Origin of the sequence: Streptomyces sp. NRRL F-5755 (genome assembly GCF_001279365.1) — a bacterium.
GTDB classification, from domain to species: Bacteria; Actinomycetota; Actinomycetes; order Streptomycetales; family Streptomycetaceae; genus Streptomyces; species Streptomyces rimosus.
The window spans coordinates 1-12,539 of the sequence record NZ_LGCW01000092.1 but is presented as its reverse complement, the minus strand read 5'-3'; the positions used below and the strand labels follow the sequence as shown (position 1 = coordinate 12,539).

The following is a 12,539-nucleotide window of genomic DNA, read 5'->3' as shown; positions in this document are numbered from 1 at the left end:
GGTTCCATTACCGGGGGCCGGATGGGGCCACTGCCGGTCGGCGGTCAGCGGCGTTCGCGGGAGTTGCCGAACAGCAGGCGGTAGGCGATCAGGAGCACCAGGGAGCCGGCGATGGCGGCGATCCACATCGACGGGTCGTAGAAGTCCTTCGGTATCGGCTTGTCCAGGAACTTCGTGGAGAGCCAGCCGCCGATGAAGGAACCGACGATGCCGATGAGGGTGGTGCCGACGATGCCGCCCGGGTCCCGTCCGGGCAGCAGGACCTTGGCGATGATGCCCGCGATCAGTCCCAGTACGAGCCAGCTGAGGATGCCCATGGTGCGTCCCTCGTTCCTGCGTAGTTGCGCAAATGATTGAAATGATTGATACGCACACAAGGACGCCGCGAGGGGGATACGGGTTGCGTCGGCCGGTCCGGCGTGGCCGAGGCCACGGCCGCTCAGTACGGCCAGATGGGCGGGTCCACGCAGAAGGCGCCGCCGAGGTGGGTGTGTTCGGGGTTGGCGGGGGCGAGTTCGCCGTGCGCGGCGATCAGTTCGGCGGCGTACGGCTCGGAGTCGTCCTGTGGCTCGTAGCCGAGCGAGCGGGCCGTGGTCAGGTCCCACCACAGGCGGGTGTTGGCGGAGGAGCCGTAGACGACGGTGTGTCCGACGCCTTCGGCGGTGAGCGCGGCGTGCAGCAGGCGCGCGCAGTCGGCCGGGCTCAGCCAGATCGACAGCATGCGGACGGTGGTGGGCCGCGGGAAGCAGGAGCCGATGCGGACGGAGACCGTCTCGATGCCGTGCAGGTCCCAGTAGAGGGACGCGAGGTCCTCGCCGAAGCCTTTGGAGAGGCCGTAGTACGTGTCGGGGCGGCGCGGGGTGTCCACCGGGATCGCGCCGGAGCCGTCGGCGGGGCGCGGGGTGAAGCCGACGGCGTGGTTGGAGGAGGCGAAGACGACGCGGCGTACGCCGGCCTCGCGCGCCGCCTCGTAGAGGTTGTAGGTGCCTTCGATGTTGGCGCGCAGGATCTTCTCGAAGGGCGCTTCGAGGGAGATGCCGGCGAGGTGGACGATGGCGTCCACGCCGCGTACCGCCTCGCGCAGGGCTTCCTTGTCGGCGAGGTCGGCGGTGATGGCGTCCGGCGCGTCCTCGATGGGGCGCTGGTCGAGCAGCCGGAGCCGGTAGCCGTACGGGGGCAGCAGGTCGCGCATCAGGGTGCCGAGGCCGCCGGCGGCGCCGGTGAGCAGGACGGTGCGGGGTGCGGGCATGGAAGGCTCCTCCGGGCGGGCTCGGTCGTACGGCTTCATCCGCGGACGGCGTTCAGGTAAGTGGACGATCGCCGTCACGGTAGGAAGGCGCGCCGGACAGGGTCAAGACATGTGACGGGTCGGCCAAATCCGGTTGCGGGGAGGGGATTTCGGAGCCGCAGGGGCCGTTTCGGGTCCTTGACCGGCCCAGGAGCGCTGCCCTAGCGTGAGCGCGTTCATGAGTATGGACGCCAGTCGGGGACGTGCACATGTGGTGGCGTCACCACGACGTACGCGCCTCCGGTACGAGCATGCCAGGGAGAGCCCGTGACCCCAGCCCCGCCGCTCGCCGAGCGCCTCGACGGCCTGCTGTTCTTCCCCGTGACCGCGTACGGGCCCGACGGTGCCCTGGACCTGACCGCCTTCCGCGCCCACGTACGCCGGGGCATCGACGCCGGTGCCGCCGCCGTCTTCGCCTGCTGCGGCACCGGCGAGTTCCACGCGCTGACGCCCGAGGAGTTCCGCGACTGTGTGGCCGCCGCGGTCCAGGAGGCGGCCGGGCGGGTCCCGGTGCTGGCCGGCGCCGGTTACGGCACCGCGCTCGCCACCCGTTTCGCCCGCCTCGCCGAGGGTGCGGGCGCCGACGGCCTGCTGGCCATGCCGCCGTACCTCGTCGTCGCCGATCAGGCGGGCCTGCTGCGGCACTACACGGAACTCGCCGCCGCCACCGCCCTGCCGCTCATCGTCTACCAGCGCGACAACGCCGTCTTCACCCCGGACACCGTCGTCGCCCTCGCGCGCACCCCCGGCATCATCGGCCTCAAGGACGGCCTCGGCGACCTCGACCTGCTGCAACGGACCATCAGCGCCGTGCGGACCGAGGCGCCGGGGCGGGAATTCCTGTACTTCAACGGGCTGCCAACCGCCGAGCTCACCGGCCCCGCCTACCGCGGCCTCGGCGTCCGCCTGTATTCGTCCGCCGCTTTCGCCTTCGCCCCGGAGGTCGCCACGGCCTTCCACCGCGCCCTCGCCGACGGCGACGACAAGACGGTCGCCCGGCTGCTGGACGGCTTCTACCGGCCGCTGGTCGAGCTGCGCAACCAGGGCAAGGGCTACGCGGTCTCGCTGGTCAAGGCGGGGGTACGGCTGCGCGGGACGGATGTCGGCACGGTACGGGCGCCGCTGAGCGAACCGGCCCCCGAGCACGTCGAGGCGCTGGCCGAACTGATCGCACGGGGCCTGGAGCTGGTCGGCGCGCCGTCGGGCGGCCGGTGATGCGGACCGCCGCGTTCCTCTACCCGTGGGACGTGGTGGGCGACCCGGACGCCGCCCGCCGTATCGCCGACCTCGGTGTCCAGCAGGTCACCCTGGCCGCCGCGTACCACTCCACCCGCGCGCTGACGCCGCGTCACCCCCGCCACCGCGTCGTCACCGCCCGGCACGCGGCCGTCCTGTACCCGCCCGACGCCGATCGCTGGGTGGGCCGCGCCCTGCGCCCGTACCCGCAGGAGTGGACGGCGGGGCCGGACCCTTTCGGCGAGGCGGCGCGGGCGCTGACGGACGCGGGCCTGGAGGTGCACAGCTGGGTCGTGCTGGCCCACAACGGGCGTCTGGGCGCCGAGCATCCCGCCATCGCCGTACGCAACGCCTACGGAGACCGCTACCCCTGGGCGCCCTGCATCGCCCGTCCCGAGGTGCGTGCCTACCTCCGCGACCTGGCGGCGGAGGCGGCGACGCGTCCCGGCGCGCGCGGCACCGAGCTGGAATCCTGCGGCTGGTACGGGCTGGCGCACCTGCACGCGCACGACAAGATCTCCGGCGTGCCGCTCTCCGGCGCCGCCCAGTACCTGATGTCGCTGTGCTTCTGCGAGGTCTGCGAGGCGGGCTACGACGGGCTGGGGGTGCGGGCGCGGGACGTGCGGGGCGCGGTCGTACGGGCGATGGAGCCGGTGTGGACGGGTACGGGCGGGAGCGAAGGGGGGTCCGGTGGCGGCCGGGCGGGGGAGTGGCGCGAGGTGGAGAAGCTGCTCGGGGGTGAGCTGTCCGGGCTGGTACGGGGCTGGCGGGACGCTGTCGCGCGCACGTTGCGGCAGGAGGTCGTCGCCGCCGTACGCGGCGCGGCGGGCGACCGTTTCCGGGTGCTGCTGCACGCCGACCCGGCCCCGCACCGCTGCGGCGCGAACGTGGGCGCCGACCCGGCGGACGTCCTCGCGGACACCGACGGGGTGGTGGTGCCGTGTACGGGCGACGACGCGGCCCGTGCCGACGCGCTGACGCCGTTCGCGGCGGTACGGGCGCACCCGGCCACGCCCGACGCCCCCGTCCTCGCCGCCAACCTCACCATCGTCACCGCCATGGGCGGCAGCCCCGGCACCCTCGCCGCCGACGCCGCGCGCGCCGCCGCCCTCGGCGCCGGCGAACTGCGGCTCTACCACGCGGGCCTGGCCGCTGACGGCGACCTGGCGGCCGTACGGCGCGAGCTGGCAACCGTACGGCGGAATGCCGCCCGGAATTCCGTGGCCTGAATTCCCGTCGAGAGGCGGCAGAAGGGGAGGAATCCCGCCGGACGGACGAAAACCCGTCGACGGTAAATACGCGTATCACCGCCCCGGGACGCCACGAAAACCGCCCCGCTCGTTCCGGCCGTCCCGTACCGCGCGGTGATCTACTACAACGCGTTCCGTACCGCGGCCCCGTGCCTCACGCGGCATGCCCCGGGCCGCGTACGACCACGAGAGACCCTGGAAGGAACGCCATGACACAGCGCATCCTCGACCTCGACCGGGAGGAACTGGCCTCGCTGCGGGGCCGGGAGCTGACCGAGGCGGTCGCGGCGGCGGAGGGCCGCACGATGGTCGCCGAGGTCTTCGCCGAGCGCGCCGCCCTCTCCCCGCACCCCGGCGGCGCCGCCGGCGTGCACAACATCGAGCTGGTCTCCGCCTTCGGCGCGGACATCGTGATCCTCAACCTCGTCGAGCGGGCCTGGGACGGGGAGTGTCTGCGGCTGCCGGGCCTCGGCACGTTCAGCAGCTTCGCCGACCTGGCCTCGTACGTGGGCCGCCCGATCGGCGTCAACCTCGAACCCGGCGATGTGCCGGAGATCCGCCGGGCCGGTCCGGAGCAGGCCCGCCGGCTGGTCGACATGGGTGCCGCCCTGCTCTGTCTGACCGCCAACCCCGGCACCGGCGGCAGCTTCGACGGCCTGGCCCGTGTCACCGGCGAACTGCGCCGCGTGCTCGGCGACGATGTGGCGCTGTGGTCCGGCAAGATGCACCACGCGGGACACCCGGAGCGGGTCACCGCCGGGCGGCTGACCGCGCTGGTGGACGCGGGCGCCGACGGCGTCGTCCTGCCGCTGCCCGGCACCATGCCCGGCCTCACCAAGGAGCGGGCGGCCGAGGCGGCCGCCGCCGTGCAGGACGCGGGGGCGGTGGTGATGGGGTCGATCGGTACGAGCCAGGAGGGCGCGCACGCCGACATCGTGCCCCGACTGGCGCTGACCGCGAAGGAGATCGGGGTGGACGCGCACCACTTCGGGGACGCCTTCCTGCCGGGCATGTGCGACCCGGAACTGCTCTACGGCTACTCCGTGGCGGTACGCGGCCGTCGCCACACCTGGAACCGGATGGCGCTCAACGGGCGCGGCAACCGCATTCCGGCCTGAGGGGCGGGGCCCGCGGCGGGTGGCTCAGCCGCTGCCGCTGTGGTTGCCGCTGCCGTCGTCGCTGTGCGGCACCGGCTCGCGCTTCCCCGGTTCCCGCTTCGTGGCGGTGAGGTGGGCGAAGGCCACCACGTTGCCCAGGTACTCCTGCCGGGCCTTGTTGAAGCCGCCGCCGCAGGTGATCAGCCGTAGTTCGGGGCGGTCGGCCGGGCCGTAGACCTTCTTGTCCGGGAAGTCGTTGCCGTCGTAGACCTCGACGGCGTCGATGGAGAAGACCGCGGTCCGGCCGTCCGCGCGGACCACCTCGATGGTGTGGTTCTTCTTCAGCGCGCCGAGGTTGTAGAAGACGGCGGGGCCCGACCGGGTGTCGACGTGGCCGGCGATCAGCGAGGTGCCGGTGGTGCCGGGGGTGGTGCCGTTCTCGTACCAGCCGGCCAGGTTCCGGTCCCCCTCCGGAGGGGTGGCCAGGCTGCCGTTCTCGTCGAGGCCGAGGCCGGTCAGCGGCGCGTTGACGCCGAGCGACGGGATGCGGACCCGCAGCGGCCGGGAGGCGGGCATCGGCGGGGGCGGCGGAGCGGGGGCCGCGGACGGCCGGGCGGCCCCGGGACCGGCGAACCCCTGGTCGGCGGAGGGCTGCGGCGGCGGCGCCTGGGCCTCGGCGCCGTGGCCGATCAGCCATATGCCGGTACACATCGCACCCGCGGTGAGCAGGGCTATCAGGCCTTGGTCACCGCGGAAGCGGCGGGTGGTTCCCATGGCTGTCGGCCTCCGGGGGTGCGTTGCTGCGGACTGCGTCCGGGGTGCGGGGCGTGCGGTCGTACGGTCCGGGACGTGCCGGGACCAAGCGGGCGGCGATCGCGCCGGATACGCCCCGGCCTCCCGGTCACGGCAGGCGTGTCCGGGAGGTGGGGGCGTCCGGTCCGGCGGTGCCGGTCCGGTGCTGGTGGGCGTCCGGTCAGGCCGAGTCGTCCGCGCGACGGCGGCGCACCATCCATACGCCACCGGCGGCGGCCGCCAGCAGTACGCCCGCACCCGCGGCGATCTCCGTGGTGTCGGAGCCCTCGCTGGTGGTACCGATGCCGGTCCGGGTCTTGCCGCTCGGACCGGAGCCGACCCGCACCGTGCCGGTGATCTCCCGGCCGTTGGAGCACTTGCCGCCGATGCCGTAGTTGCCCGCCTTCGTGCTCGACGGCACCCGCAGGGAGCCCTGCACGTTTTCGGGGTGCGTCTGGCCCTTCGAGGACAGGGTGACCTTGCCGGCGCCCAGCGTGCTGGCGTCGACGGTGGCCGAGCCGTTCTTGCCGCAGTCACTGCTGTTGAGGTTGACCGAGTTTCCGGCCTTCACCGGGTTCGGGGTCACTTCGATCTTGCCGAAGTCCCCGGCGAACGCGGAGCTCGCGGACAGTCCGAGGGCGGCTATGGACAGGGCGGCACCGGTGAGAACGCGAGTGGATCGCATGACACGAACCTCCACGAAGCGCGGACGCGGCACAGGAGCGCACCGCAAGGGAAGTTGGGGGAGTTCCGCGCCTCCTGAATCCGAGGTAAGCGGCCGGGCGGTCCGGGAGCCTGCTGACGCGGGGTCAGAACTCCCGGCGCATACCGGCGTGTCGCGCATGATCGGCTACGTTTGGGCAGGTCAGCGGCGGGGCGGCGATGACGTTCGGTGACCGGGGAAATTGGGATGAACGGGTGACAGCTTTTTCCCGCGGAATGTGATAGTGGCGCTGCGTAATCGGGTGTTACGGAGGGTGTTCGGACGGGTGAACGCGGGCCTCCTGCCGTGCCTCACCCCGGCCGTACAAACCCGCTCTCGTACGCCGCGATCACCGCCTGGGTGCGGTCCCGTACCCCCAGCTTGGCCAGCACCCCCGCGACATGCGTCTTGACCGTCGCCGGGCCGACCGTCAGCCGGTCCGCGATCTCCGCGTTCGTCAGGCCCTTGGTCATCAGGCGCAGCACGTCCGCCTCGCGGTCGGACAGCCGCGCCCGCAGCGCCCGCGCCGACTCCCGCGCGGCCCGCGCCCCCGCATACCGGGCGGCCAGCTCCCGTACGGCCGCGGGGAACAGCAGCGAGTCGCTGCGCGCCACCATCCGTACCGCCTGCACGAGGTCCTCCACCCCGGCCCGCTTCAGCAGGAAGCCGTGCGCTCCGGCGCGCAGCGCGTCGTACACGTACGCGTCGTTCTCGAAGGTCGTCACCACCAGGATGCGGGGCGGTTCGGCCATGCCCGCCAGTACCTGCTCGGTGGCGCGGATGCCGTCGATCTCCGGCATCCGGACGTCCATCAGCACGACGTCCGGGCGCAGTTCGCGGATCATCGGCACGGCCTCGGCGCCGGTGGCCGCCTCGCCGACCACCTCCAGGTCCGGCTCGGCGCCGAGGATCGCGCGGAGCGCCGTACGGACCATCCGCTCGTCGTCGGCGAGCACGATGCGCAGCGGGCCGCGGCCTTCCGGCGGGGCGCCGCCGTCCGCGCCGCTCACCGGGCCGCCTCCAGCGGGAGCCGTACGGTCAGCCGCCACACGCCGTCCCGGCCGGTGGCCCGCGCCTCGCCGCCCAGCAGGCGGGCGCGCTCGGCGATGCCGGGCAGGCCGCGCCCGCCGCCGGGACGGGCCCGGCCCGTCGCGACGTCCCCCTCCACCTGCGTCACCGCTTCCTTCACCGGATTCTCCATCGTGATCGTCAATTCCTCCGCGCCGACCGTGATCCGCAGTCCGACCGGTACGGCCCCGGCGTGGCGCAGCGCGTTGCTGAGCCCCTCCTGCACCATCCGGTACGCCTCCCGCGAGACCAGCGGCGGCAGCCGCCCGCAGCCGTCGTCGACGTCCGCGGTGATCCGGAGCCCGGCGGCGCGGGTGCGGGCCAGCAGTCCGTCCAGGTCGTCCAGCGTGGGTGCGGGCGCGGTGGACCGGCTGTCGCCGTCCTCGCGCAGCAGGCCCAGCACGGCGTCGAGTTCGGCGACCGCGTCGCGGGTGGTCTCCTCGATGGCGGTGAGCGCCTGCCGTACGAACTCCGGGTCGCGGTCCAGCACCCGGCGGGCCGCGCCGGCCTGGAGGGTGACCGCGCTGAGCGCGTGCCCCACGGAGTCGTGCAGTTCGCGGGCGAGGCGGTTGCGGGAGGCGAGGTCGGCGGCCCGGCGTTCGGCCGCGGCCAGCCGGTCGGCGGGCGTCCGGCCGAGCAGCGCGGGCGCCCCACGGGCCAGCAGCCGGCCGCCCGCCCAGGTGGTGCCCGCCACCAGGGCGAGCAGGCCGATTCCGGTCAGCGGGCCGAGCAGGCCGCCGGCCAGATTCGGCCAGCCCAGCTCCTCGTGCCGCAGCGGGTCCGCGACCGGCAGCAGGAGCAGAGCCACGGCGGCGGGCGGCGCCGCCAGCGTCATCCCGCTGACGATGCCGCCGGCCGTCAGGTGCGCCACGAACCACAGGGCCGTACGCCGCCGGGCCGCCCACGAATCGGCGGGCTCCTCGGTCAGTTCGGCCGCCACGTCGGCGGGCAGGCCGCACAGCGACCGCGCCGCCGTCGCCTCCAGCGTGCGCAGCAGCGGGAAGAGCAGCGCGCCGAGGGCGGCGAGCGGCAGCGCGACGGCGAACGCGGCGAACTGCCAGGGGAAGTCGTTGAAGGGGTTCACGTCGTCGAAGACCAGCGGGATGACGAGCGCCGCCAGGAGGAAGAACGGTGTCAGCAGGGCGCCGCCGAGGATGAGGTGCACCCAGCGGCCGAGCAGCAGCCGCGCCCCGCGCATCCGTGCGGTGTCGGGCTTCAAAGGCGTCGGGTGGCCAGCGTCAGGCGGTCGCGGGCGTCGAACAGCGCGTCCTTGATCAGCTGCTCGTGCGCCGGGGTCAGCCGGGCCACCGGCACCGAGCAGCTGACCGCGTCCCGCGCCGGGGTGCGGTAGGGAATCGCCACGCCGAAGCAGCGCAGGCCCAGCGTGTTCTCCTCGCGGTCCACCGCGTAGCCCAGCTCGCGCACCAGGTGCAGTTCCTCGATGAGCTGCTCGCGGTCGGTGACGGTGTGCTCGGTGAGGGCGTCCAGCTTCTCCGGGAGGAGGGCGCGGATCTGCTCGTCGGTGTACGTGGCGAGCAGCGCCTTGCCCAGGGACGTGGAGTGCGCGGGCAGCCGGCGGCCGATACGGGTGAACGGGCGCAGATAGTGCTGGGACTGGCGGGTGGCGAGGTAGACGACGTTGGTGCCGTCCAGCCGGGCCAGGTGGATGGTCTCGGTGGTGTCGTCGGCGAGCCGGTCCAGCGAGGGGCGGGCGGCGGCCACCACCTCGTCGCCGTCGATGTACGAGGTGCCGACCAGCAGGGCGCGCACGCCGATGCCGTACCGGGTGCCGGTGGCGTCGGTCTCCACCCAGCCCAGGTCGACGAGGGTGCGCAGCAGCATGTACAGGCTGGACTTCGGATAGCCGACGGCCTCCTGGACGGAGGCCAGGCTGTGCATGCCGGGGCGGCCGGCGAAGTACTCCAGCAACTCCACCGTGCGCACAGCGGACTTGACCTGCGCTCCGGTGGTCTCGGCAGCGGACATCGGCCTTGACCCCTCAGTTCGGACAGCCATAGAGTCCCGGCGGACGGTCACATTCACCACCTGGGACGGCGTTCAGCATATCGAACGGCTCCTGGGCGCGGCACCAGTTCGCCGGACAGCTCACTGGGAGGAATGCGCGGTGGCAGCAGCACCAGTCTGGAGTGTCGACCCCCGAACCGGGAAGCAGCGCGAGCAGGTTGCGGTGGAGGCCACGTCCGCCGAGGTCGACGCCGCCGTACGGGCCGCGCACGACGCCCGTGACGCGCTCGCCGACCGCACCGTACGGGCCGCCCTGCTGCGCCGGGCCGCCGGCCAACTGGACGGCGCCGGCGAGCGGATCGTCGAGGCCGCCGACGCCGAGACCGCGCTCGGCCCCGCGCGGCTGACCGGTGAACTCGCCCGCACGACCTACCAGCTGCGGGCCTTCGCCGACCTGGTCGAGGAGGGCGCCTTCCTCGACGTACGGATCGACCACGCCGACCCCGCGCTCACCCCGCCCCGCCCCGACCTGCGCCGCTACAAGATCCCGCTCGGCGTCGTCGCCGTCTACGCGGCCAGCAACTTCCCGCTCGCCTTCTCCGTACCCGGCGGCGACACCGCCAGCGCCCTCGCCGCGGGCTGCCCGGTCGTCGTCAAGGCCCACCCCGACCACCCGGCCACCTCCGAACTGAGCGCCGCCCTGCTGCGCCGTGCCGCCGCCGAGGTGGGCGTACCGGAAGGTGCGATCGGTCTGGTGCACGGCTTCGAGGCGGGAATCGAGCTGGTCCGGCACCCGCTCGTCGCGGCGGCCGGGTTCACCGGCTCGGTACGCGGCGGACGCGCGCTGTACGACGCGGCCGCCGCCCGCCCGCACCCGATCCCCTTCCACGGCGAACTGGGCAGCCTCAACCCGGTCGTGGTCACCGAGGCCGCCGCCGAGGAGCGCGCCGAGGAGATCGGCGCCGGCCTGGCGGGCTCCATGACCCTCGGCACCGGCCAGTTCTGCGTCAAGCCGGGCCTCGTCCTGGCACCGCGGGGCCCGGCGGGCGACCGGCTGGAACGGGCGCTCGCGGACGCGGTCAGCGCCACCGAGGCCGGGGTACTGCTGGACCACCGTATGCGGGACGCCTTCGTGGACGGCGTACGGGAACGTACCGCGCTGCCCGGCGTCGAAGCGCCCGTGACACCCGGCGCGGGCGGCGAGCACACCGTCGGCGCGGGCTTCCTGACCGTACCGGCGGACCGGCTCGCCGACGGCGGCGCCCACGACCTGCTCCTGGAGGAGTGCTTCGGTCCGGTCACCGTCCTCGCGCGCTACACCGACGAGGCCGAGATCGGCGCCGTACTGGCCCGGCTGCCCGGCAACCTCACGGCGACGCTCCAGCTGGGGGCGGGGGAGTGCGGGGCGGAGGGTGCGGGGGACGGCGCGGGGCTCGGTGTTTCCGGTGGCGGTACGGGGCGCGGCGCGCGGCTGCTGGCCGCGGTCACCCCGCTGGCCGGGCGCGTGGTCGTCAACGGCTGGCCGACCGGCGTCGCCGTGGCCCCCGCCCAGCACCACGGCGGCCCCTACCCGGCCACCACCTCCACCTCGACCTCCGTAGGCGGCACGGCCGTCGAACGCTGGCTGCGCCCCGTCGCGTACCAGGACACCCCGCCCGCCCTCCTCCCGCCCGAACTGCGCGAGGACAACCCGCTCCGCCTGCCCCGCCGTGTCGACGGCCGCTACGAAGGATGACGCACGTGCCGCTGCCCCGTACCCCGGATACCCCCGGCACCACCATCCGGCACGCCACGGCCGCCGACCTCGACGTCATCACCGACCTGCACGCGCGCGCCCGCGCGACGTACTACCGCGGCCGTGTACCGGACGCGCAGCTGGACTCCCCGGCCGAACGCGGCCGCTGGCGCGAGGGCTGGGGACGCAACCTCGCCCGGCCGGACGCGACCGTGCTGTGCGCGGAGCGGGAGGGGGCCATCGTCGGCGTGGCCTCCTACCGCCGCGAGGACGGCGCGCCCGCGGACACCGTCAAGCTCTTCCAGCTCCACGTCGACCCCGACAACTGGCGCGGCGGCATCGGCACCGCGCTGCACCGCACCTGCGTCGCGGGCTGGCAGTCGGACGGCATCACCACCGCCCACCTGGAGGTGTACTGGCACAACCAGCGCGCCCGCGCCTTCTACACCCGCCACGGCTGGCAGCCCGACGAAACCCGCCGCCCCACCCCGGACGCCACCCATCTCGACCTGATTTTGCCGGTCGGGCCCGCCTCCTAGGCGGGGATCGACGCGCGCCAGGGCGACGGATCCCTGCACAGTGACCCGTCGCCCTGGCGATCGTTCGCACGACATGGCCACCAGCAGGGCAGTCGCAGGCAGGGCAGTCACAGCGCTCGCCGTGCCCGCAGCAGTGATCGGAACAGGGCTCGCAACGGCGTCCCCCGCGGCAGCCGGCGGAATCATCGTCATCGCGTCCCCGTCGTTCACCAACACGTGCGCCAACCACGGAGCACACGCGAAGCCCCGCGGCCATTCCTCGAACGGCAGCGGTTCCGCGCAGGGGCTGCTGGCGCAAGTACCGATCGTCGATGCCGTCAACCATTGCGGCGGGGCGGACGTGCCGCCCTCCTGGGAGTCCGACAAGACGGACCAGGTCTTCGGGCTCAACCATCTCCTGGGCGGCTAGGGCGCTTCTGGCGGATCTCCGCCCACCTGTCAGGGCTGCCGCTCAGCGCTGCCGCCGCCCGACGAGCTGAAGACGCTCGACCGTATGCCCGTCCATGGTCGGGACCGTGTTCGAGCGCTCGGCCTCCACCGTGAAGCCGTGCGTCTCCAGCAGGCCGCGCAGATGGTCCGGGGTGGAGTGCCGGAACACCCCGCCGTCGGGCGTCTCGAATACGCCGTACGTCCCGTACCGGGCCGCGTACTCCTCGTACCGCGTCAGATTGCGCCGGTCGCTCTGCAACGGCACATCACTCACGTACACCACCCCGCCCGGCCGCACCAGCCGCCCCAGCTCCCCGGCGATCTCCCGCTGCGCCGCCGCGTCCGGCACGCAGGTCAGCACGGCGAACAACAACGCGGCCCCAAAACCCCCCCCCTCGAACGGCAGCGGCACCCCCGCCCAGTGCACAAGCCGCACC

Annotated in this window: 13 protein-coding genes and 1 pseudogene; 6 read left to right on the top strand and 8 right to left on the bottom strand. The window is 73.7% G+C overall.

What is annotated here, in order from left to right; all coding sequences use genetic code 11:
• Nucleotides 1-44: 44 nt before the first annotated feature.
• Both ADK86_RS11940 and ADK86_RS11935 read right to left on the bottom strand, forming a co-directional pair.
• Nucleotides 45-317, bottom strand: coding sequence for a GlsB/YeaQ/YmgE family stress response membrane protein (locus ADK86_RS11940; protein ID WP_003985673.1), 273 nt, complete (start codon nt 315-317; stop codon nt 45-47).
• Between the two features lie 122 nt (nt 318-439).
• The gene (locus ADK86_RS11935) at nt 440-1,249 is read right to left on the bottom strand and encodes an NAD-dependent epimerase/dehydratase family protein (RefSeq protein WP_053696572.1); all 810 of its coding nucleotides are present in this window, start codon (nt 1,247-1,249) and stop codon (nt 440-442) included.
• Between the two features lie 306 nt (nt 1,250-1,555).
• On the opposite strand from ADK86_RS11935, the gene ADK86_RS11930 reads away from it, so the two are divergent.
• The 3 genes from ADK86_RS11930 (at nt 1,556) to ADK86_RS11920 (ending at nt 4,892) form a co-directional block, all read left to right on the top strand.
• Nucleotides 1,556-2,503 carry a 5-dehydro-4-deoxyglucarate dehydratase gene (locus ADK86_RS11930; protein ID WP_053696571.1) on the top strand — a complete coding sequence of 316 codons (948 nt, stop codon included), beginning with the start codon at nt 1,556-1,558 and terminating at the stop codon, nt 2,501-2,503.
• Nucleotides 2,503-3,753, top strand: coding sequence for a hypothetical protein (locus ADK86_RS11925; protein ID WP_053696570.1), 1,251 nt, complete (start codon nt 2,503-2,505; stop codon nt 3,751-3,753). The genes ADK86_RS11930 and ADK86_RS11925 overlap by 1 nt, the downstream gene beginning before the upstream one ends.
• A 230-nt stretch (nt 3,754-3,983) precedes the next feature.
• A complete protein-coding gene (locus ADK86_RS11920) occupies nt 3,984-4,892 on the top strand; it encodes a hypothetical protein (protein ID WP_053696569.1) in 909 nt (302 codons plus the stop codon).
• 24 nt (nt 4,893-4,916) lie between these two features.
• Here the strand turns inward: ADK86_RS11920 and ADK86_RS11915 are convergent, their stop codons facing one another.
• The 5 genes from ADK86_RS11915 to ADK86_RS11895 all read right to left on the bottom strand — a co-directional run bounded on the left by ADK86_RS11915 (nt 4,917) and on the right by ADK86_RS11895 (nt 9,420).
• Entirely contained in the window at nt 4,917-5,645 is a 729-nt protein-coding gene (locus ADK86_RS11915) for a class F sortase (protein WP_053696568.1), read from the bottom strand.
• A gap of 199 nt (nt 5,646-5,844) precedes the next feature.
• Nucleotides 5,845-6,348 carry a hypothetical protein gene (locus tag ADK86_RS11910; RefSeq protein ID WP_053696567.1) on the bottom strand — a complete coding sequence of 168 codons (504 nt, stop codon included), beginning with the start codon at nt 6,346-6,348 and terminating at the stop codon, nt 5,845-5,847.
• 329 nt (nt 6,349-6,677) lie between these two features.
• On the bottom strand, nt 6,678-7,376 hold the full coding sequence (locus ADK86_RS11905) for a response regulator transcription factor (RefSeq protein WP_053696566.1): 699 nt from the start codon (nt 7,374-7,376) through the stop codon (nt 6,678-6,680).
• A complete protein-coding gene (locus ADK86_RS11900; protein WP_053696565.1) occupies nt 7,373-8,632 on the bottom strand; it encodes a sensor histidine kinase in 1,260 nt (419 codons plus the stop codon). Before ADK86_RS11900 ends, ADK86_RS11905 begins: the two co-directional genes overlap by 4 nt.
• 17 nt (nt 8,633-8,649) lie before the next feature.
• Nucleotides 8,650-9,420, bottom strand: coding sequence for an IclR family transcriptional regulator (locus tag ADK86_RS11895; protein ID WP_030372242.1), 771 nt, complete (start codon nt 9,418-9,420; stop codon nt 8,650-8,652).
• 139 nt (nt 9,421-9,559) lie between these two features.
• Between ADK86_RS11895 and ADK86_RS11890 the strand changes: the two genes are divergently transcribed.
• The 3 genes from ADK86_RS11890 (at nt 9,560) to ADK86_RS11880 (ending at nt 12,082) form a co-directional block, all read left to right on the top strand.
• Entirely contained in the window at nt 9,560-11,134 is a 1,575-nt protein-coding gene (locus tag ADK86_RS11890; protein ID WP_053696564.1) for an aldehyde dehydrogenase (NADP(+)), read from the top strand.
• The gene (locus ADK86_RS11885; protein ID WP_053696563.1) at nt 11,131-11,673 is read left to right on the top strand and encodes a GNAT family N-acetyltransferase; all 543 of its coding nucleotides are present in this window, start codon (nt 11,131-11,133) and stop codon (nt 11,671-11,673) included. Before ADK86_RS11890 ends, ADK86_RS11885 begins: the two co-directional genes overlap by 4 nt.
• Before the next feature lie 121 nt (nt 11,674-11,794).
• Nucleotides 11,795-12,082 (top strand): hypothetical protein, encoded by a 288-nt coding sequence (locus tag ADK86_RS11880; protein ID WP_159393834.1) that lies wholly within the window; start codon nt 11,795-11,797, stop codon nt 12,080-12,082.
• Nucleotides 12,083-12,124: 42 nt separating this feature from the next.
• Here ADK86_RS11880 and ADK86_RS11875 read toward each other — a convergent pair.
• A pseudogene (locus ADK86_RS11875) lies at nt 12,125-12,539 on the bottom strand (class I SAM-dependent methyltransferase); the annotation flags it as partial.